17 protein-coding genes are annotated in these 19,310 nt (G+C 73.5%); 8 read left to right on the top strand and 9 right to left on the bottom strand.

What is annotated here, in order from left to right:
• Window positions 1-12: 12 nt before the first annotated feature.
• The gene (locus tag ACFSL2_RS00150; RefSeq protein WP_377195926.1) at window positions 13-2,751 is read right to left on the bottom strand and encodes a GNAT family N-acetyltransferase; all 2,739 of its coding nucleotides are present in this window, start codon (window positions 2,749-2,751) and stop codon (window positions 13-15) included.
• A gap of 24 nt (window positions 2,752-2,775) precedes the next feature.
• The gene (locus ACFSL2_RS00145) at window positions 2,776-3,231 is read right to left on the bottom strand and encodes a hypothetical protein (protein ID WP_377195925.1); all 456 of its coding nucleotides are present in this window, start codon (window positions 3,229-3,231) and stop codon (window positions 2,776-2,778) included.
• A gap of 150 nt (window positions 3,232-3,381) precedes the next feature.
• On the opposite strand from ACFSL2_RS00145, the gene ACFSL2_RS00140 reads away from it, so the two are divergent.
• The 3 genes from ACFSL2_RS00140 to ACFSL2_RS00130 all read left to right on the top strand — a co-directional run bounded on the left by ACFSL2_RS00140 (window position 3,382) and on the right by ACFSL2_RS00130 (window position 7,584).
• Complete coding sequence (locus ACFSL2_RS00140) at window positions 3,382-5,859, top strand: DNA gyrase/topoisomerase IV subunit A (RefSeq protein WP_377195924.1); 2,478 nt, start codon at window positions 3,382-3,384, stop codon at window positions 5,857-5,859.
• An 89-nt stretch (window positions 5,860-5,948) separates the two neighbouring features.
• Window positions 5,949-6,329, top strand: a complete 381-nt coding sequence (locus ACFSL2_RS00135; protein WP_377195923.1) for a YciI family protein — start codon at window positions 5,949-5,951, stop codon at window positions 6,327-6,329.
• Window positions 6,330-6,342: 13 nt separating this feature from the next.
• A complete protein-coding gene (locus ACFSL2_RS00130; RefSeq protein ID WP_377195922.1) occupies window positions 6,343-7,584 on the top strand; it encodes a DUF6596 domain-containing protein in 1,242 nt (413 codons plus the stop codon).
• A gap of 64 nt (window positions 7,585-7,648) precedes the next feature.
• Here the strand turns inward: ACFSL2_RS00130 and ACFSL2_RS00125 are convergent, their stop codons facing one another.
• Window positions 7,649-9,496, bottom strand: coding sequence for an HNH endonuclease (locus ACFSL2_RS00125; RefSeq protein WP_377195921.1), 1,848 nt, complete (start codon window positions 9,494-9,496; stop codon window positions 7,649-7,651).
• A 144-nt stretch (window positions 9,497-9,640) separates the two neighbouring features.
• Window positions 9,641-10,792, bottom strand: coding sequence for an alpha/beta hydrolase (locus tag ACFSL2_RS00120; protein WP_377195920.1), 1,152 nt, complete (start codon window positions 10,790-10,792; stop codon window positions 9,641-9,643).
• Between the two features lie 95 nt (window positions 10,793-10,887).
• On the opposite strand from ACFSL2_RS00120, the gene ACFSL2_RS00115 reads away from it, so the two are divergent.
• Both ACFSL2_RS00115 and ACFSL2_RS00110 read left to right on the top strand, forming a co-directional pair.
• Window positions 10,888-11,223, top strand: coding sequence for a hypothetical protein (locus tag ACFSL2_RS00115; RefSeq protein ID WP_377195919.1), 336 nt, complete (start codon window positions 10,888-10,890; stop codon window positions 11,221-11,223).
• Window positions 11,198-11,725, top strand: a complete 528-nt coding sequence (locus tag ACFSL2_RS00110; protein WP_377195918.1) for an O-acetyl-ADP-ribose deacetylase — start codon at window positions 11,198-11,200, stop codon at window positions 11,723-11,725. Before ACFSL2_RS00115 ends, ACFSL2_RS00110 begins: the two co-directional genes overlap by 26 nt.
• Before the next feature lie 20 nt (window positions 11,726-11,745).
• Here ACFSL2_RS00110 and ACFSL2_RS00105 read toward each other — a convergent pair whose 3' ends face one another.
• Window positions 11,746-12,414: a response regulator gene (locus tag ACFSL2_RS00105; protein WP_377195917.1), complete on the bottom strand. Its 669-nt coding sequence runs from the start codon at window positions 12,412-12,414 to the stop codon at window positions 11,746-11,748.
• Entirely contained in the window at window positions 12,411-13,253 is an 843-nt protein-coding gene (locus tag ACFSL2_RS00100; RefSeq protein WP_377195916.1) for a sensor histidine kinase, read from the bottom strand. Before ACFSL2_RS00100 ends, ACFSL2_RS00105 begins: the two co-directional genes overlap by 4 nt.
• Before the next feature lie 197 nt (window positions 13,254-13,450).
• Between ACFSL2_RS00100 and ACFSL2_RS00095 the strand changes: the two genes are divergently transcribed.
• The 3 genes from ACFSL2_RS00095 to ACFSL2_RS00085 are packed head-to-tail and all read left to right on the top strand — an operon-like array spanning window position 13,451 to window position 16,607.
• A complete protein-coding gene (locus ACFSL2_RS00095) occupies window positions 13,451-14,830 on the top strand; it encodes an FAD-binding oxidoreductase (protein WP_377195915.1) in 1,380 nt (459 codons plus the stop codon).
• Complete coding sequence (locus tag ACFSL2_RS00090; protein WP_377195914.1) at window positions 14,827-15,789, top strand: ATP-binding cassette domain-containing protein; 963 nt, start codon at window positions 14,827-14,829, stop codon at window positions 15,787-15,789. The genes ACFSL2_RS00095 and ACFSL2_RS00090 overlap by 4 nt, the downstream gene beginning before the upstream one ends.
• Window positions 15,786-16,607: an ABC transporter permease gene (locus tag ACFSL2_RS00085; protein WP_377195913.1), complete on the top strand. Its 822-nt coding sequence runs from the start codon at window positions 15,786-15,788 to the stop codon at window positions 16,605-16,607. Before ACFSL2_RS00090 ends, ACFSL2_RS00085 begins: the two co-directional genes overlap by 4 nt.
• Window position 16,608: 1 nt before the next feature.
• Here ACFSL2_RS00085 and ACFSL2_RS00080 read toward each other — a convergent pair whose 3' ends face one another.
• Genes ACFSL2_RS00080 through ACFSL2_RS00070 form a run of 3 tightly spaced genes read right to left on the bottom strand, consistent with a single transcriptional unit; the run spans window position 16,609 to window position 19,264 of the window.
• A complete protein-coding gene (locus tag ACFSL2_RS00080) occupies window positions 16,609-17,298 on the bottom strand; it encodes an HAD hydrolase-like protein (protein ID WP_377195912.1) in 690 nt (229 codons plus the stop codon).
• 20 nt (window positions 17,299-17,318) lie between these two features.
• A complete protein-coding gene (locus tag ACFSL2_RS00075) occupies window positions 17,319-18,845 on the bottom strand; it encodes a multicopper oxidase family protein (protein WP_377195911.1) in 1,527 nt (508 codons plus the stop codon).
• On the bottom strand, window positions 18,842-19,264 hold the full coding sequence (locus ACFSL2_RS00070; protein WP_377195910.1) for a hypothetical protein: 423 nt from the start codon (window positions 19,262-19,264) through the stop codon (window positions 18,842-18,844). The genes ACFSL2_RS00075 and ACFSL2_RS00070 overlap by 4 nt, the downstream gene beginning before the upstream one ends.
• Window positions 19,265-19,310 lie beyond the last annotated feature (46 nt).

Below are 19,310 nucleotides of genomic sequence, written 5' to 3'. Positions count from 1 at the left end.
CGGCCCTCGCCGTTAGCCCGGGAGTGCTCTCCGTAGCGCGTCCGTCCGACGTTCCGCCGGCCGCAGGCGGATCGAGGCGTGCAGCACGGACGCGCCGCGCTCCGCGACCGCCACGGGGTACAGCTCGAGGGACGCCAGCTCCGGCAGGTCCTCCGCCATGACCGACACCCGCGCGAGCACGTCCTCGAGGGCCGCGACGTCGGCGGCGGGCGCGCCCTGGTAGCCGAAGAGCCGCGGTGCCGCGCGGACGCCGCGCACCATGCGCGCCACGTCGACGTCGGTCAGGGGCGGCACGCCGTGCGTCACGTCGTCGAGCAGGTCGACGGCGTCGCCCGCCAGCCCGAACGACACCACCGGCCCGAACAGCTCGTCCTCGACCGACCGCACGACGCACGCGACGCCGGTGGGCGCCATCGCCTGCACCTCCAGGACCGGGTCGGGCGCCGGCAGCAGGGACGACGCCGCCGCGAGCATCCGTTCGGCGTCCTCCCGGAGGTCCTCCGCGTCGGCGATGTCGAGGCGCACACCGCCCAGGTCCGTCCGGTGGCGCAGGGCGGGCGCGGCGATCTTGAGCGCCACCGGCCAGCCCAGCTCCTCGGCGGCGGCCACCGCGTCGTCCGCCGTACGCACGCTCCGGGAGCTCCACAGGGTCAGGCCGTAGCAGGCCAGCAGCTCGGAGGCCGCGTCCTGGTCCAGGACCATGCCGTCGTCCGGCCACTCCGCGCGGCGGAGCAGAGCCTCGACGAGCGTGCGCGCCTGGGCCCGCGCGACGCCGTCGGACACGCCCTCGCGCAGCGCCGGGCGCACCGGCGAACCGTGGTCCTGGGTGCGCCACTGCGCGTAGCGGACCACCTCCCCGAGGGCCCAGACCGCGTCCTCGGGCGTGGAGAACGCCGGGATCCGGACGTCGCCGGACGCGAGCTCGTCGGGCATGCCGTGCAGGCCCAGCGCGCTGACGACGGTGGTGCGGCCGGTCCGCGCGGCGGCGTCGGCGACGGCGCGGGCCACCGCGTCGGTGCGCGGCAGCACCACCGGCACGGAGACCACGACCACCGCGTCGCACGCACCGGGCGCGTACAGGGCGTCGACGGCGGCGGCGATCTCCTCGTCCGGTGCAGCGGCGGACAGCGGCTCCAGCGGCCCGGCGACGGTCAGACCGGCCGCGGCGACGGCGTCGGCGACGAGCGCCGCGAGCGACGGCGAGCTCGCGAGGATCCCCACCCGGCCGCCCGCCGGCAGCGGCTGGTGCGCCAGGACCTGCGCCACGTCCATGAGCTGGTGCGTGTTCTCCGCGCGGATCACGCCGGACTGCCGCAGCACCTCGTCGAGCATCCGCCGCGGGGCCCGCGTGGCGCGCACGGTGTGCCCCGGCGGGACGACGCTCCCGTGGCGGCCCGCCACGACCACGACCACGGGCTTGACCAGCGCCAGGCGCCGGGCGATCCGCGAGAACTTGCGGGGGTTGCCGAGCGTCTCCAGGTACAGGCAGACGACGTCGGTGTGCGGGTCGTCCTGCCAGTACTGCATGACGTCATTGCCCGACACGTCGGCCCGGTGGCCCGCCGACACGAGCGTGGACAGGCCCAGCCCGCGGCGCTTGACCGTCTCGGAGGCCGTGACAGCGACCGGCGAGCTCTGGCTGAACAGGCCCACGCGGCCCGGACGCGGTGCCGTGAGCGCGAGGCTCGCGCGCAGGCTCGCGCCCGGCACGTTCGTGAGCAGGCCGTAGCTGGCCGGGCCCACGACGCGCATGCCCTCGGTGTGCGCGGTGCGCAGCAGCTCCCGGCGGCGGGCGACGCCGTCGGGCCCCGCCTCGGCCCACCCCGCGGACAGCACCACGACGCCGCGAGCGCCCGTGCCGCGCAGGCGCCGGACGGCGTCGAGCACCTCGTCCGGGGGCGCGGCGACCACCGCCAGGTCGACCTCGCCGAGGTCGGCCCAGGTCACGTCGTGGCCGAGCACCATCAGCGCGGTGTCGCCCGGGTCGGCGGCGTGCGCCGCGCGGACCCGGTCGGCGAGCAGCTCGTCGACGGTGCCGCCCCGCGCGGGGCCGACCAGGAGGACGCGGGTCGCGGAGAGCAGCGCCTGCATGGAGCGGGCCTCGGTGCGGTGCTCGCGGTCGGCCATGACCTCGCGGGACCGGTCGGTGGGGTCGAGGTCGATCGAGACGGTGACCACGCCGTCGTCCAGGTGCTGCTCGACGGCGTAGCCGGCCTCGCGGAACACGCCGAGCATGGCCCGGTTCTGGGGCAGCACCTCGGCGATGAAGCGGTGCACGCCCCGTTCGCGCGCCGCGGCGGCGATGTGTTCCAGCAGCACCGACCCGAGGCCCTGGCCCTGGAGGTCGTCGGCGATGTTGAACGCGACCTCGGCGGTGCGGCGGCCGGGCTGGTCGTCGGTCACGTCGTAGCGGGCGACGCCGACGATGTCCTCGGTCTGGCCCGGGCTGTCGGTGCCCGTTTCGGTGCCGGGGCGCACCGCCACGAGCGCCGTCCTGCGCACGTGGTCCACGGTGACGAGCTGGGTGAGCATCCGGTCGGGGATGCGCTGCAGCGCCGCGAAGAACCTCAGGTACGTGGAGCGCTCCGACTGGGCCATCTGGAAGCGCTGGATCGCGTCGGCGTCCTCGGGGCGGATGGGACGCACGTGAGTGGTGGACCCGTCGCGCAGCACCACGTCCGCCTCCCACTCGACCGGGTACTGCGTCGAGTAGGGCAGGCGCACGCTGCCGACCCGTTCTGGCTGGTCCACGTGACCAAGGCTAACCAGACGACGTCAGCGCACCAGCACCATGCCGGCGAGCAGCATCACGCCGAAGCCCACGAGCACGAGCCGCTGGCGGCGGTTCGGGCCGGAGGCGGTGAGGATGGCGGCGACCGCGGGACCGGCCGCGAGCAGGAGCCAGGCACCGAGCGCCGGTGCCACGTTCGCCGAGACGGCGGCGACCGCCACGACCACGAGCCCGTGCACGACGCCGAGGCCGAACCGCATCGAGACGACGATGTGGAGCACGGCGGCGAGCACCGACAGGCCGGCCCAGGTGGTGATGCCCTCCTCGAGGCAGCCCCACTCCTGCTGGGCGCACTGCCAGGACTGCATCCACCAGGTCACCAGGGCGCCGAGCACGAGGACGGGCACGACGCTGATCCCGACGACGCCGTAGGCGAGCCCGATCCGCACGAGCCACCCCGGCAGGGCGGTCGACCGGCTGACCATCGGCATGTCGGGCATAGGCGAATAGTGCCAGGTGAGGGCTCGAAAGTGCATATGTCTCAGCCTGTGACCTCCTGCGATGTCAGCGAGGCACCACAGGAGTGTCGGCGACGCGCGGTACGGTTTGCCTGTCCCAGACCACCTCTGATTCCAGGAGCCCCACGAACCATGGCGCGCAAGCCGTCGCAGCCGCTCGACGAGAGCGAGATCCACGAGAAGGTCGTGGACATCGACGTCGCCTCGGAGATGGAGGCCTCGTTCCTCGAGTACGCGTACTCCGTCATCTACTCGCGGGCTCTCCCGGACGCGCGCGACGGCCTTAAGCCGGTCCAGCGCCGCATCCTCTACATGATGTCGGACATGGGGCTGCGACCCGACCGCGCGCACGTGAAGTCGTCGCGCGTGGTGGGCGAGGTGATGGGAAAGCTCCACCCGCACGGTGACGCCCCCATCTACGACGCCCTCGTGCGTCTGGCCCAGAGCTTCTCGCTGCGCCTGCCGCTCGTGGACGGGCACGGCAACTTCGGTTCGCTCGACGACGGCCCTGCGGCGCCCCGGTACACGGAGGCGCGCCTGGCGGCGCCGTCGATGGCGATGACCACGGGTCTCGACGAGAACGTCGTGAACTTCGTGCCCAACTACGACAACAAGCTCACCCAGCCCGAGGTGCTGCCGGCCGCCATCCCGAACCTCCTGGTCAACGGCGCCTCCGGCATCGCGGTCGGGATGGCCACGAACATGGCGCCGCACAACCTCGTCGAGGTCGTCTCCGCGGCGCAGCACCTGATCAAGAACCCGGAGGCCACGCTCGAGGACCTGCAGCGGTTCGTGCCCGGCCCGGACCTGCCGACGGGCGGCAAGATCGTGGGCCTGGACGGCGTGCGCGACGCGTACCGCAGCGGCCGCGGCAGCTTCCGCACCCGCGCCACCGCCCGGATCGAGAACGTGACCCCGCGCCGCAAGGGCATCGTCGTCACCGAGCTCCCCTACCTGGTGGGGCCGGAGAAGGTGATCGAGAAGATCGCGGACGGCGTCAAGGCCAAGCGCATCCAGGGCGTCACGAACGTGCAGGACCTCACCGACCGCACGCACGGGATGCGCCTGGTCATCGAGGTGAAGACGGGGTTCGACCCGGACGCCGTGCTGGAGCAGCTGTACCGCGTGACGCCGCTCGAGGACTCGTTCGGCATCAACAACGTGGCGCTCGTCGACGGCCAGCCGCGCACCCTGGGTCTGCTCGAGATGCTGCGGGTCTGGGTGGACCACCGCATCTCCGTGGTCCGGCGCCGGTCGCAGCACCGCCTGGACAAGCGCCTCGAGCGGCTGCACCTGGTGGACGGCCTGCTCGTGGCGATCGTCGACATCGACGAGGTCATCCAGGTGATCCGTTCGTCCGACGACGCGGGGATCGCCCGGGACCGGCTGCGGGAGATCTTCGACCTGTCCGAGCCGCAGGCTTCCTACATCCTGGACCTGCAGCTGCGCCGCCTGACCAAGTTCTCCCGCGTCGAGCTGGAGAAGGAGGCCGAGGAGCTGCGGCGCGAGATCGCGGAGCTCGAGCAGATCCTCGGCGACGAGAAGCTGCTGCGGCGCGTGGTCAGCACCGAGATGGGCGAGGTCGCCCGGACGTACGGCACGCCGCGCCGCACCGTGCTGCTCGACGCGGCGGGCGGGTCCGTCGGCTCGGTCGCCGTCGCCCCCACCAACGGGCGCAAGAAGGCCGTCGAACCCATCGACCTGCAGATCAAGGATCTCCCCACCCGCGTGGTCCTGTCGGCGACGGGGCTGCTGGCCCGGCTCCCGGACGACGTCCCGGTACCCCGGACCGGCAACCGCGCGGCGCACGACGCCCTGCGGGGCGACGCCGCCGCGACCACCCGTGGTCAGGTGGGGCTCGTGACGTCGGCCGGACGCATGCTGCGCATCTCCGTGCTGGACCTGCCGTCGCTGCCGCCCACGGACGGCGCGCCGTCGCTGTCCGGTGGTATCCCGGTCAGCGAGCTCGTCGAGCTGGAGCACGGCGAGACCGTGCGGACGGTCACCGCGCTCGGCCCGGACGCCCCGACCATCGCCGTCGGCACGGAGCAGGGCATCGTCAAGCGTGTGGCGCCGGCCGACGCGCCCGCCAAGGGCGACGAGTGGCCGGTGATCGCCCTGAAGGACGGGGACACCGTGGTGGGCGCCGCCGTCGTGTCCGACGACGACGAGCTGGTGTTCCTGGCCGACGACTCGTCGCTGCTGCACTTCCCCGCCTCCGCGGTGCGGCCGCAGGGCCGCGCGGCGGGCGGGATGACGGGCATCAAGCTCGCCGCCGACCGGCGGGTCGTGTTCTTCGGCGCGGTTCCGGCCGGTGTCGACGCCACCGTGGTGACCATCGCCGGTGCTGCCGACTCGCTGCCGGGGGTGGAGCCGGGCGCGGGCAAGGTGACGCCGTTCGCGCTGTACCCGGGCAAGGGCCGCGCGACGGGTGGTGTGCGGTCCCAGCGGCTGCTGAAGGGCGAGGACGGCCTCGTCCTGGGCTGGGTCGGGGCCACTCCCCCACGTGCGCTCGGCGCCGGCGGCCAGCCGGTCGAGCTGCCCGAGGTGGACGAGCGACGTGACGGCTCGGGTACCCCGGTCGCGGCACCGGTCGCGGTGATCGGCTGATCCGGCCGAACTAGTTTGTCGAGACTGTCGATTCTGGCGTCGCTCGCCCGTCCAAGGCGTGTCAACATTCCAGGAACGAGGAGCTCGACATGACTGACAACTGGGTATTCCTGATCCGCGAGACCGACTGGGACTCGGACGCCTATCTGCCCGAGAACGTGCAGGGCCGGGAACTCGGCGAGGACGAGGACATGGCCGCCCACGGCCGTTTCGAGCAGGCCGTCGCCGATCTCGGTCTCACGATCACCGGCGCCGCTGCCCTCCAGAACGCGAAGTACGGCGGGTGGGTGGCGACCGGCGGGGGCGGGACCGAACCGGTCTATACGGACGCGCCGTTCACCGACACCAACGAGGTGATCACCGGCTTCTACCAGGTCGAGTGCGACGAGGCCACGGCGCGCAAGATCGCCGCGCTCGTACCCAGCGGCAACGTGGTCGAGTGGCGCAAGGTCCTGAACTTCGGTTCCTGACCGGGACCACTTCGTGCCGATCGACCCCGCGGCGTTCCGCACCGCCTGGCCTCAGGTGGTGCGGTCGCTCGCCGTGACCACGCGGAGCCTGGACAGCGGTGAGGAGTACGCGGCGGAGGCGTTCGCGCGGGCCGCGGCGCAGCCCGACGGCACCATCGACGACCTCGTCGGCTGGTGCGTCCAGGTCGGGCGCCGGACGTGGCTCGACGCGATGCGGCACGAAGCGGTGTTCACACGGCTCCAGCCCCAGATCGCTCGCCCGGAGGTGGCCGCCGTGGACGTGCCGACCGACCCTGGCGTGCCCGGTGGCGACCTCGACGACCGGCTCGCGCTGCTCTTCGTCGCCTGCGACGACGCCCTCGCCCCCGGCGCACAGCTGGTCCTCGCGATGCGGGTGGTCTGCGGACTCACGATCCGCCAGATCGCGGGCCACCTCGGCATCGCGGAAGCCACGGCGGCCGCGCGGCTCACGCGGGCCAAGGCGGCCCTGGCCCGCGCGCGTGGCGAGTTCGTGGTGCCCGACGGCGACGCCCGGGCCGCCCGGCTGCCCGTCATGCTGACCTGCGTCGCGGGCCTGTTCACCGTGGGGCAACGGGACATGCCGCTGCCGCCCGACGCCACCCAGGATCCCGCCCGCGACGCGCTGACGCTGGCCGAGGCGCTCGTCGCCCAGTACCCCGACGACCCCGAGGTGCTCGGTCTGCGCGCCGTGTGCCGGCTCGGTCTGGCCCGGCGGCCGGGCCGGGTGCGCGACGGCGTCGCGCTGCCCCTCGACGAGGCGGACCGGTCGGTGTGGGACCACCGGCTCCTGTCGGCGGGCCTGGACGACGCCACGGCGGCGATCGCCCGCGCGGGCCCACCGGACCGCGCTCCGGGCCGCTTCGCGCTCGAGGCAGCGATCTCGGGCGTGCACGCCACGGCGCCGGACGCGGCCGCCACGGACTGGTCGCGGCTGGCCCAGCTCTACGACGCGCTGCTGCGCGCCTGGCCGTCGCCCGCGACGCGGGTGGCACGCCTCGTCGTGCTGGGCCGGCTCGCGATGCGCGACCACCGCGACCTTGCGCCCATCGAACGCGAGCTCGAGGACCTGGTCGCCGACGGGCCGCCGTACGCGGCCCGGGACGCGAGCCTCGCCCTGGCGGACCTCGCCCGGCGCACCGGTCGCAGCGACGAGGCGGCAGGCCGCTATCGCGAGCTGCTGGACGTGATCCCGGCCGGCCCGCTGCGCGAGTTCTGCCGTCGGCACTCCGGCTAGCCACCCTGCTGCTGCTGCGGCGGCGATGCGCCGACGCTCCGCCACGGCCGACGTGGCCCTCCGGTCAGAACGGTGGTGCACCCGGGTCAGCGGGGTCCGGATAGCCGGGCGCGGCGGGCGATCCGGTGGTGGCGTAGCTGCGGGGCAGGCGTTGGCCGGTGAGCGCACGGAGGGTGAGGTCGCCGCTGGTGTCCGGATCGACGTCCTCGAGCACGGCGTGGGGATCCAGCACGGTCGGCGGACGTTCGTGCTGACGTCCGGTGGGCGTGGTCCAGGTCGTGATCCCGGTGTCGGGATCACGAACGACGCCCCAGCCCGCATGAGTCTTCAGGAGGTGGTGCTTGCGGCACAGGGGTTGGAGATTGGCGGCCCGGGTCTGCCCTGGAGTACCGGGTGGCGAGGTCGCCGGGTCGAGGTCATGGTCGAACGGGACGATGTGGTCCAGGTCGTCCCATGCGGCAGGACTGTCGCACCCGAAGGGGAACGTGCAGGTCTCGTCGCGGGCCTGCACGGCGGCGCTCAACACCTTGCCCGGTCGGTAGGTGGTGGTGGAGTAGTCGGTCAGGACCCCGGTGCTCGGGTCCGTGAGCAGCCGCTGCCAGGTCGCATCGGTGGCGATGACCCGGGCGACGTCCGCGGGGATCGGTCCGAAGCCGCGCAGCTCGCCGGGCGCGTCGTCCAGGCCGAGCAGTGCGCTGGCCGGGACGGTGACCCGGACCACGGGGCGGGTCGGCGTGACCCGTACCGGCTGCACCACTTCCTGGACGACCTGCTCCACGACAGGCGCCCGTCCACCACACGTGCACACCGGCTGGTCCGCGGGGTCGGCGTCGCCGGTACCCGGGACGTCCAGACCCTCCGGGTGAGCGTCGCCGCCGGCTCCGAGCCCAGGTTCGGTGTCCGTGCTCGTGCTCGTGTCCGTGTCCGTGTCCGTGCTCGTGTCCGTGCTCGTGTCCGTGTAACGGTCGGCGGGCAGGAGACGGCCGGTGACGATGCCGGTCAGGGAGTCGGCGCGGAGCTGTCCCAGCGTGCGCTCCTCGCCCGTGACGTGTCGCAGCTGGTGGGCCATGTCGTCCACGACGCCCCAGACCGCTGCCGCGTCGACAGCGGGCAGGTAGGCCGACAGCCAGCCCATGTCGTTCTCCGCCCGGTCGAGCTGCACGCAGCGCCCCTGGGCCGCCGTCCTGGCGGTCTCCGCCGCACCGTGGCGGGCCTTGGCGAACTCGAGCATCCGGGCCTGGAGCCACCGCCACGTGCGGCGCGGCGCACGGGGAAGGAACCGGGCGATCGCCTCGGCGCGCTCGGCCACGGTCAGCTGGGCGGCGCTACGCAGCAGGGTCTGTGCCTTACGGACGTCGATCCGCCCCGCCTCCAGAGCCGCGATCACGGTGGGGTGCCGGGCGCCGGACTCGCCACGGACCACGACCTCGGTCGCCTCCGGTTCGGTCACCACCAGCTCGCTGGTGACCTGCCCGACCAGGGAGCCGTGCGCCAACGGGTGCGTCTCGCGCGCGGCGCGGTGCGCTACGGCTCGGGCCTGCACACCGGCCGCCCAGGCCTGCAGCCGCCCGCATGCGCTCACCAGGTCGCCGAGCGCGTCGTCGGACAGGTCGGCGAGCCGGTCAGCCTCCGTCGCGGAGACCTCGGCCACCACCCGCGCCAGCCCTGCACCCGGTACTCCTGACAATGCCTGCTGCAGCAGCCCGACCGGCCACAGGGCCACCGGCACCGTATCCGGCGGCCAGTCCGGCACCTCGCCGGGACCTGGCGTCACATCATCGAGCACCAGGTGCACCTGGACGCCGTCCCGCTCGACCACCGCACCCAGAGAGCGGTCGTCCGGGAAGGGGTCCACGGGCAGCACGTCGTCCAGCAGCACACCGGTCTCCACATCGGTCGGTCCACCGCGCATCCCACACCCCCTCGTGATCGTATCCGTCCGCAGAGCGGTGACAACACATCATCCCTGCGGACGTTTGTTCGATCATAGGGCGAGCCTCCGACATCCGCCCGTTCTTCTGCTGCCCGCGTCCGAGCGCGGCAGCGGTTGGCTCATTCACGGCGTGCGGCTCAGCACCCAGGCGGCGAACCCCTCGATCCGGTCCGCGACGACACGCGCCCGCACGGAGGCGAAGTAGTCGAAGGTGTGCTGCCCGTCGGCGATCTCCGACCACACCACCGGCTGGTCCGAGACCGCAGCCAGCCGGTCCTTGAACTCGCGTGCCCACTCGATGGGCGCGACGGTGTCCCGGGTGCCGTGGGTCAGGTACGCCGGCGGCGCGCCCGCGTGGACGCTGGCAGCGGGACTGCTGCCGGGGTCCTCGGTCACGGGGCCGTAGTAGCCGTACATGCCGACCACTCCGGCGACCGACGTGTCTGCCTCCTCGAAACCCGGCTGCAGGGCCGGGTCCCCGGCCGTCAGCGCCGTGCAGGTGGCGATGTGCGCGCCCGCCGAGCTGCCGCCCACGAACACAGGGCCGGCGCCGAGGCCGCGCTCGGGGCCCTGGGTCCGCACCCAGTGCAGCACCCGCTTGGCGTCGACGACGTGGTCGGGGAACGCCGCCCGTGGCGCCAGCCGGTAGTTGGCGCTCACACAGGTCCACCCGTGCGCCGCGAGCTGGTACAGCAGGTGGAGGGACTCGCGGTCCTTCGCCCCTGAGACGAAGTGCCCGCCGTGGAAGTGCACGAACACCGGACCGGACGGCGCCGTGCCGCGCGGAACGTAGACGTCGAGGGTGTTCCGCCGGCCGTGCTCGCCGTAGCTCAGGCCCCGCAGGTGCCGCACGCCATGGTGCCGCCGGAGCAGCGGCAGCAGCAGCCCTCGCCAGGTGTCCGGCGCGACCCGCAGGTGCGCGGCGTGCTCGGGCGCGATCCGGTCCCGCCATCCGCGTCCCAGAGCCTCCTCCAGGGCGTGCTCCGGCTCGTGCCGCGCCCGGACCGCTCGCCAGGCGACCAGGACGATACCGATGACGACCACCAGCATGACCACGGCGGCCGCCAGCCCACCCGGTGAGGAGAGGTCACCCTGTGCGAGCGCCAGCACCGTCGGAGCCAGCGCGAGCACCAGCGCGACCACAGGTAGCTCGTTGAACGTCATGCCCACGACGTACACCACCGTGCCGAACAGCGAGTGCCCCGGCCAGGGGCGCAGCGCAGCGAGCACGCACAGGCCGAGAATCACGGCCGAGGCCAGGTAGCCGAAGGGCACGAGCACTCCTCCTGTTCGATGCGGTCGCCGCCCGGACCCTATCCGGCCGCCCCCGTGTTCGGGCGATGTCAGTGACCAGTGGTTGACTCCAGCACATGAACGACGACTCGACCTACGAGTTCTCCACCGACCCCGACCGCATCGACCGCGCACGCGTGCACGAGCTCGTGTCCCAGCACACGTACTGGGCCAAGGACCGTCCCCGCGAGATCATGGATGCCGCCATCGCAGGGTCCCGGCCCTACGGCGTCTTCCGTCGCGGCACGGGCGAGCAGGTGGCGTTCGCCCGCGTGGTCACGGACGGTGCGACGTTCGCCTGGCTCGCCGACGTCATCGTCGAACCGAAGACGGGTACCGGTGGATGGAACGCCGGAGCCCACGAACCGGCACGAAGGGAGCTGGCACATGAGCATGTCCGTCCAGATCGGTGACCTCACCCGCATCGAGGCCGACGCCGTCGTGAACGCCGCGAACTCCATGCTCCTGGGTGGTGGCGGTGTCGACGGCGCGATCCACGCCGCGGCCGGTCCGCGTCTGCTCGAGGCGTGCCGTCGGCTGCGGAACACCACCCACCGGGACGGCCTGGACGTCGGCGACGCCGTCGCCACCCCCGCGTTCGACCTGCCCGCGTCCTGGGTGATCCACACGGTCGGACCGAACCTGCACCGCGGCCAGGACGATCCGGTCCAGCTCGCGTCGTGCTTCGCCCGGTCGCTCGACGTCGCCGCGGGACTGGACGTGCGGTCGGTCGCCTTCCCGGCCGTGAGCGCCGGCGCCTACGGCTGGCCGGTGGACGACGTCGCCCGCATCGCGGTCATGACCTGCCGTGCCTGGCTTGCCGGTCATCCCGAGGCGCGCCCGCGAGACATCCGCTTCGTGGTCCTCGACGAGCGAGGCCGGGACGTGTTCGACGCCGCGCTCCGCGCGGGCTGAACCCCGCCGTCCAGCCCGGGTCAGTCCCGCCGCGTCCGGGGCGAGACGAGCCCGGACTGGTAGGCGAGCACGACGAGCTGAGCACGGTCCCGGGCGTGCAGCTTGGTCATCGCACGGCTGACGTGGGTCTTCGCGGTGGTCGGGCTGAGCACCATGTGCGCGGCGATCTCGTCGTTGCTGAGCCCGTGCGCGACGAGGGCCACCACCTCCCGCTCGCGGTGGGTGAGCCGGTCGAGGTCCGGCGAGGACAGCACGTCGGGCGGGCGGGCCACGAACTCGCTGATCAGCTGACGCGTGACCGACGGCGACAGCAGGGCGTCCCCGCGCGTGACCACCCGCAGCGCCTGCAGCAGGCTCGCCGGGTCGGTGTCCTTGAGCAGGAAACCTGCGGCCCCGGCGCGCAGCGCCCGGAACACGTGCTCGTCCAGGCCGTAGTTGGTGAGCATCACCACCCGCACGTCCCCCAGCCGGTCGTCCTGGACGATGCGGCGGGTCGCCTCGATGCCGTCCAGCACCGGCATCTGCACGTCCATCAGCACGATGTCGGGCCGGTGCGCCAGGGTGGCCGCGATGCCCTCCTCGCCGTCGCCCGCCTCGGCGAGCACGCTCAGGTCGTCCTCGCTGTCCAGCAGCGCGCGGATACCCGACCGGATCAGGTGCTGGTCGTCCACGAGGACCACCGAGATCATGGCCGCCCCTCGAGCGGCGGCTCGTCCGGCCCCTCGAGCGGCGGCTCGCCCCGCGACGCCGCCGACGACCCGCCCGTCGGCGGCTTCGTCGGCAGCTCCGCGACCACGGAGAACCCGGTCGTCGGCCCCGGGCCCGCCCGGAGGTGCCCGCCCAGCGCGGCGACCCGCTCCCGCATGCCGATCAGCCCGTGGCCGGGCACCGGCGGCGTCCGGGGAGCCGACCCGTCGTCGTCGACCTGCACCTTCAGCCGGCCGGCGTCGTACCGGAGGCATACGGTCGCCGTCGCCGCACCGGCATGCCGGCCGACGTTGGTCAGCGACTCCTGGACCACGCGATAGACCGTCTGGTCGACGTCGGGTGGGAGCGGTCGGGGCGTCCCCTCGACGCTGACGGTGATCGGCAGCCCGGACGAGCGCGCCCGGTCGACCAGGGCAGGCAGCCGGTCGAGGCCCGCGCCGCCACCGTCGTCGTCGCGCCGCAGGGTGTCGAGGGTGGAGCGGAGCTCCCGGGCGGCGTCGGTGCTCGCCTCCTGGATCGCGAGGAGCGCGGCGGCGGGCTCCTCTCCGCGCTTGCGCGCGAGGTGCGCCGCGACCCCGACCTGGACGTTGATCACCGAGATGCTGTGGGTCAGCGAGTCGTGGAGCTCGCGGGCGATGTGCAGCCGCTCCTCGACCGCGCGCCGACGGGCGACCTCGTCCCGCGTCCGCTCCGCCTCGTCCGCTCGCTGCTCCACCTCGCGCACGTGCGCACGCCACAGCAGGAAGGTGACGGTCGCGACGCCCGCCGTGGCGAGCCAGCCCGCGGCGTAGAAGCGTCGCCAGCCCAGATCGGTGCGCATGGTCGTCGAGCCTATGGCGCGGCGGCCACCGCACGCATCCCCCGGTGGGAGTACTTCGGCGCTGCTCCGGGGGGAGCAGTCCGGACGGTTCCGTGCGACCGGACCGGCAGCCGCAGGTGTCACCCGTCGGACGACGAGAACGTGCGGCGATCGGCGCAGGATCGGGATCGAACCGACCGACGACCGAGGAGTGACCGGTGACCCACGAGCACCTGCGGAACCAGCTGCGCGGCGACATCCTGCTGCCCGACGACGACGGCTATGCCGCCGCGGCGACCACCTTCTTCGCGAGCGGGAAACCGGCGCTCGTCGTCCGGCCGCGAGACGCCGACGACGTCGCGGCCGCGGTCGCGCACGTGCGACGGGAGGGTCTGGCCCTGTCGGTCCGGTCCGGGGGCCATGGCCTCCTCGGGTCCGCCACGAACGACGGCGGCATGGTCCTGGACCTGACACGTCTCGACTCGGTCGAGCTCGTCGGCCCGCCCGGCGGCGACCCCGACGACCGCCTGGTGCGGGTGGGCGCCGGTGCGTGCTGGGGCCACGTACTGCGGACGCTCGCTCCCCACGGGCTCGGTCTCACCGCCGGCGACACGGCGAGCGTCGGCGTCGGCGGGCTGACGCTCGGCGGCGGGATCGGCTGGATGGTCCGCAAGCACGGCCTCGCGATCGACCACCTCGTGGCGGTCCGGGTCGTCACCGCGGACGGACGGGTCCTGGACGCCGACGCGGACGAGCACGCCGACCTGTTCTGGGCGATCCGCGGCGGCGGCGGCAACGTCGGGGTGGTCGTCAGCTTCGACTTCGTCGCCGAGCGGGTGCCCCTGGTGCACTTCGGCACCCTCACCTACCGCGTCGACGACCCGGTACGGCTGGTCACGGCCTGGCGCGACCACATGCGCGCCGCGCCCGAGTCCCTCACCAGCACCCTGGCCCTGCTGCCCCCGATGTTCGGCGGTCCGCCCACGGCCATGGTGACGCTCTGCTACGCGGACGACGCCGCGGGACCCCTGCGCGCCGTCGGCCCGCTGCGGGCCATCGGTGAGGTGCTGACGGACGACGTGCGGGTGATGCGCTACGCCGATGTCCTCGCGGACGCCCATCAGCCGCCGGGCGGGCGGCTGCTGTCCCGCAACGTGCTGGTCCGCACCCTGGACGACGACGTGGTCGACGCCGCCGTCGCCGCCTACCGGGGCGGGCTCTCCATCGTGCTGCGCAGCCTCGGCGGCGCGTTCGGCCGGGTACCGGCCGAGGCCACCGCGTTCGCGCACCGCGACGCCGAGGCCATGATCGTCGGCGCGGCCTTCCTCCCGCCCGACGCCACCGAGTCCGACGCCGACGCCGCGCTGGCCCCGTGGGCCGCCGTCGCCCGTCACGGGACCGGCGTCTACCTCAACTTTCAGGGCTCGGACACGCCCGACGACGTGGCTGCGGCCTATCCGCCCCGGACCTACGCCCGCCTGGCGGCCGTCAAGCGCCGGTACGACCCCACGGACCTGTTCGCCGGCGTCCACGGCGTCGCGCCGAGCACCGGCACCGGCACCGGCACCGGCACCGGCACGGAAGGAGCGCACCAGTGAGCTACGCGTTCGAGGCCGAGGGCCTGGTGAAGCGGTACGGGCGCACGACGGCGCTGGGCGGCATCGACCTGCACGCCCGCCGCGGGACGGTCCTGGGCGTGCTCGGGCCCAACGGCGCCGGCAAGACGACCGCCATCCAGATCCTCACGACCCTGCTTCGACCCGACGCGGGCCGGGCCGTCGTCGGCGGGCTCGACGTGGTCCGGGACGCCGCGCGGGTACGCCGCATGATCGGGCTCACCGGCCAGTACGCCACGGTCGACGAGGACCTGACCGGCACCGAGAACCTCGTGCTCCTCGGCCGGCTGCTCGACCTGTCGCGCACCGCCGCCCGCAGCCGCGCGACGGCGCTCCTGGCGCAGCTCGGGCTGACCGACGCGGGTGGCCAGCGGGTCTCGACGTACTCCGGGGGCATGCGGCGCCGGCTCGACCTCGCGGCGGGCCTCATCGGCCGCCCCGAGATCGTGTTCCTCGACGAGCCCACCACCGGCCTCGACCCGGGCAAGCGTGAGGATCTCTGGGCCACGATCCGCTCGCTGGCGGACGACGGCGCCACCGTGCTGCTCACCACGCAGTACCTCGAGGAGGCCGACGCCCTCGCCGACGAGATCACCGTGATCGACCACGGCCGGGTGATCGCGCACGACACCCCCGCGGGCCTCAAGCAGCTGGTCGGAGGCCGGACCATCGTCGTGCGTCCCTCGGACCCGGACCGGCTCGGCGCCGCCGCCCGCGTGGTGGAGCGGGTGACCGGACGGCCCGCCGACCACCTGCACGGCGGGGCCCTCACCACGCCGGCTGACACCGCGCAGGCCTTCACCGACGTCGTGGGCGCCCTGGGCGTCGCCGGGATCGACGTCGCCGAGCTCGCGCTCCGGCTGCCGAGCCTCGACGAGGTGTTCTTCAGCCTCACCGGGACGACCGGCCACGACGTGACCGAGACGAGGGAGACAGCATGACCGAGACAACCACCCGACCGACGACCGCCCCCCGGGCCGTCCCGGCCGAGCCGCGGCCGTGGCCCCTGCTCCGGCACGGCTTCGCCCTCGCGGGGCGCAGCCTCACCAAGACCCGGCGCAACCCGGGCGTGCTCCTGGACGCCCTGATCATGCCGGTCATCTTCCTGCTGATGTTCGTCTACCTCTTCGGGGGCGCCGTCAGCGGGTCGTCCCAGGAGTACCTCCAGTACGTCTTCCCGGGGGTGCTGGTGCTCACCACGATCCTGACCGGGCAGGTCTCGACCGGCCTGAGCATCGTGCTCGACATGAAGAAGGGGGTCTTCGACCGCTTCCGCAGCATGCCGATCGCGCGCTCGGCGCCGCTGCTCGGCTCGGTGCTGGGCGATGCCGTCCGGTACCCGCTGGCCGTGGCCATGCTGTTCGGCCTCGGCTACCTGCTGGGCTTCCGGGTCGAGACGGACCTGCCGTCCGCCCTGGGGGCGATCGCCCTGACCATCGGGTTCGGCTTCGCGCTCAGCTGGCTCACGGTGCTGGTGGCCGTGCTGCTGCGCAACGAGAGCATGGTCAGCACCGTGGCGTTCCTGCTGCCGTTCCCGCTCGTGTTCGGCACGAGCATGGCCGCGCCCGCCGAGACGATGCCCGGCTGGCTGCAGGCCTGGACCGAGATCAACCCGGTGAGCCATGCGATCGACGCGAGCCGCGGCCTGCTGCTCGGCGGACCGGTCTCCGAGCCGGTGACGATGACCCTGCTGTGGGGCGGTATCGCCCTGGTGGTCCTGGCCCCGCTCGCCGCCTGGGCCTACCGGCGGCGCATGTGAGTCAGCTCGTGAGGAGCTTGCGCAGCTCCGCCGGCGTCGTGGCGATCGCCGCGGCGCCGGCGGCCTCCAGCTCGCCGGGCGCCGCGTAGCCCCAGGTCACCCCGATGGTGGGCACGTCATGGTGGGCGGCAGCGTGCACGTCGTGCTCGCGGTCGCCCACCATGACGACCTGGCCGGGATCGGCGCCGAGCTCCACCGCGTGCGCGAGCGCCCGCTCGACCACCACCTCCTTGCCCTCCACCACGCCGGCGGCCTCGCCCGCGGCGCCGTGGACGCCGTCAAGGCCGCCGGTCAGATAGCCGTCGAGCCCGAAGTGCTCCACGATCTGCCGCGCGTAGTGCTCCGGCTTGGCCGTGGCGACCAGGAGCGTCACCCCCGCCGCGCGCAGCTCCGCGAGCGCCTCGGGGAATCCGGGGACCACGGAGTTGTCGAACATGCCGTGCCGCTCGAAGTCGCGCCGGTAGGCGGCGATCGTGGTGGCGGCGTCGGCGTCGGACAGGCCGATGCCGGTCATGCTCGCCCCGAGCGGCGGGCCGACGAAGGTGCGCAGTACCGCGTCGGTCGGGACGTCGAAGCCGGCGTCGGCGAACCCGACGCGCAGGGACGCGATGATCCCGGGGGCGGAGTCGGTGAGGGTGCCGTCGAGGTCGAGCAGGACGTGCGTGATGCGGGCGGGTAGCGAGAGGGTCACCGGACGAGCGTGCCACAGGTTCAGTGGTGGTCCTGGTGCGCGTCCGCGTCGTCGCTCCTGCCCGCGCCGCGTCCGTGGCTGGGTGGCGTTCCCGCCTCCTGCCCCGGTTCGACGACGACGAACTGGCCCATCATCCCGTCGTCCTCGTGCATGAGCATGTGGCAGTGGTACATGTAGGGCACGTCCGGGTCGGCGTAGTCGTCGAACCGCATGAGGAGCCGGTAGGTGGTGCTCGGTTCGAGGTACACGGTGTCCTTGGGCCCGGCCAGCTCGGGCGGTGGCGGGTCGCCGTCGATCGACAGGATGCGGAACTGCACGTCGTGCACGTGGAAGCTGTGAGGCATGGGCACGGTGCTGCGCACCTCCCAGATCTCGGTGCTGCCCACCTCCGCCACCTCGTCGATGCGGCCCACGTCCATGCTCCGGCCGTTGATCTTGCGGTCGTCGAGCTCGAACGTGCGCGTCACGGTCGCGTCGTCCTCGTGCAGCGCGTCCTGCTCCGCGTGGACCGACTTCTCCCAGGCGGGCTCGGGTGCTGGTGCGAGCTGGTCGGCGGCGCGCAGCTCGAGCACGTCGAACGCGTCGTTGCCACCCATCGCGAACGGGACGACGACGCCGCCCAGGTCGGCCTCGAACGAGTGCAGGCGCGTGGTCTCCCCCGGCTCCATCCGCACGATCACCTCGGCGCGCTCGCCGGGTGCGAGCCGCACGTGCTCGAGCCGGACCGGTGCGTCCAGCAGCCCGCCGTCGGTGGCGACGAGGTCCATCTCGCGGTCGGCGAAACCGAGCTGGAACGTGCGGGCCGTCGACCCGTTGAGCAGGCGCAGCCGCACGCGTTCGGTGGTGACCTCCTGGTAGGCGCCGATGGTGCCGTTGGTCATGACGACGTCGCCGAGCGTGCCCGGCTCGCCGGTGTCGTCCTCGAGCTCGAGCTGCCCGTCGTCGTCGATGACCTTGTCCTGCACGATCACCGGGATGTCGTCGACGCCATAGGTGTCGGGCAGGTCGGCGGCGCGCGAGGCGTCGTCGTCCAGGAGGAACATGCCCGCCAGGCCGCGGTAGACGTGCTTCTCCGTGGCGCCGTGCGGGTGCGGGTGGTACCAGAGGGTGGCGGCGGGCTGGTCGATCTCCCAAGTCGGGCGCCAGGTGCCGCCCGGGTCGACCTCCTGGTGCGGCCCGCCGTCCATCTCCGGGGGCAGGTGCATGCCGTGCCAGTGCACGCTGGTCGGCTCGTCGAGGTCGTTCGCGACCTCGACGGCCACCCGTTCGCCGCGTTCGGCGCGGAGCGTGGGGCCGAGGTGGGTGCCGTTGAAGCCCCACGTCCGCGTCTTGACGCCGGGGCGGAACTCGGTGACGCCCTCCTGCGCCGTGAGGGAGAAGACGCGCGTGCCGTCCACGACCTTCGAGGGCGCCAGGGGCGGGATGGCGAGCTCGTTCGTGAACTCCGCCTCGTCGACGGAGCTGACCGAGCCGGGGACCAGGGCACAGCCGGCGAGGGCGAGCGCCGTGGCGCCCGCGGCGATCGCGGCGGTGAGGGCGCGCCTCATCGGCCCGCCTCCCGCAGCCGCTGCACGCCGGCCGCGGCCAGGCCGGCGAGCGCGCCCCAGAGCGCGTTCATGATCAGCTCGGGGATCATGGTCCACGCGGCCCCGCTGGGGCCGCCGAACCCGCCGAGCGCGGGCACGAGCAGCCCGAGCAGGACGGTGACGAGGCCGTAGGCCACGCCGGTCAGGGTGAGGGTGAGCACGGGCCGCGGTACGCGGCCGAGGCCGACCACCGCGATCCACACGACGGCGGTGATGCCGACGATGGTGAGCGCGCGGGGTGCGCCGGTGCCGAAGAGGCCGGTGAGGCCGCTCAGCGGCCAGAGGAGGGCCATGGCGGCAAGGCCGGCGATCACTGCCCAGGGGACGGGGATGGTCGGGCCGGCGGGTGGGGGCTGGTCGGTGAACCGTGGTGATGTCATGCCTCGACGGTGCCCGCTGACCACGGGGCGCCACATCGGCCCTGGA

The organism is Promicromonospora aerolata (genome assembly GCF_042682255.1).
In the GTDB taxonomy this organism is placed as follows: domain Bacteria; phylum Actinomycetota; class Actinomycetes; order Actinomycetales; family Cellulomonadaceae; genus Promicromonospora; species Promicromonospora aerolata.
Note: the sequence above shows the minus strand (reverse complement) of the source record. Positions and strands in the feature narration are given on the sequence as shown.

Bases quoted from the DNA above. Each gene is read 5' to 3' on its own strand.
- ACFSL2_RS00145 (WP_377195925.1), bottom strand. From the start codon at position 3,231: ATGCCCGACATGCCGATGGTCAGCCGGTCGACCGCCCTGCCGGGGTGG.
- ACFSL2_RS00140 (WP_377195924.1), top strand. From the start codon at position 3,382: ATGGCGCGCAAGCCGTCGCAGCCGCTCGACGAGAGCGAGATCCACGAG.
- ACFSL2_RS00135 (WP_377195923.1), top strand. From the start codon at position 5,949: ATGACTGACAACTGGGTATTCCTGATCCGCGAGACCGACTGGGACTCG.
- ACFSL2_RS00125 (WP_377195921.1), bottom strand. From the start codon at position 9,496: ATGCGCGGTGGACCGACCGATGTGGAGACCGGTGTGCTGCTGGACGAC.
- ACFSL2_RS00115 (WP_377195919.1), top strand. From the start codon at position 10,888: ATGAACGACGACTCGACCTACGAGTTCTCCACCGACCCCGACCGCATC.
- ACFSL2_RS00110 (WP_377195918.1), top strand. From the start codon at position 11,198: ATGAGCATGTCCGTCCAGATCGGTGACCTCACCCGCATCGAGGCCGAC.
- ACFSL2_RS00105 (WP_377195917.1), bottom strand. From the start codon at position 12,414: ATGATCTCGGTGGTCCTCGTGGACGACCAGCACCTGATCCGGTCGGGT.
- ACFSL2_RS00100 (WP_377195916.1), bottom strand. From the start codon at position 13,253: ATGCGCACCGATCTGGGCTGGCGACGCTTCTACGCCGCGGGCTGGCTC.
- ACFSL2_RS00085 (WP_377195913.1), top strand. From the start codon at position 15,786: ATGACCGAGACAACCACCCGACCGACGACCGCCCCCCGGGCCGTCCCG.
- ACFSL2_RS00075 (WP_377195911.1), bottom strand. From the start codon at position 18,845: ATGAGGCGCGCCCTCACCGCCGCGATCGCCGCGGGCGCCACGGCGCTC.
- ACFSL2_RS00070 (WP_377195910.1), bottom strand. From the start codon at position 19,264: ATGACATCACCACGGTTCACCGACCAGCCCCCACCCGCCGGCCCGACC.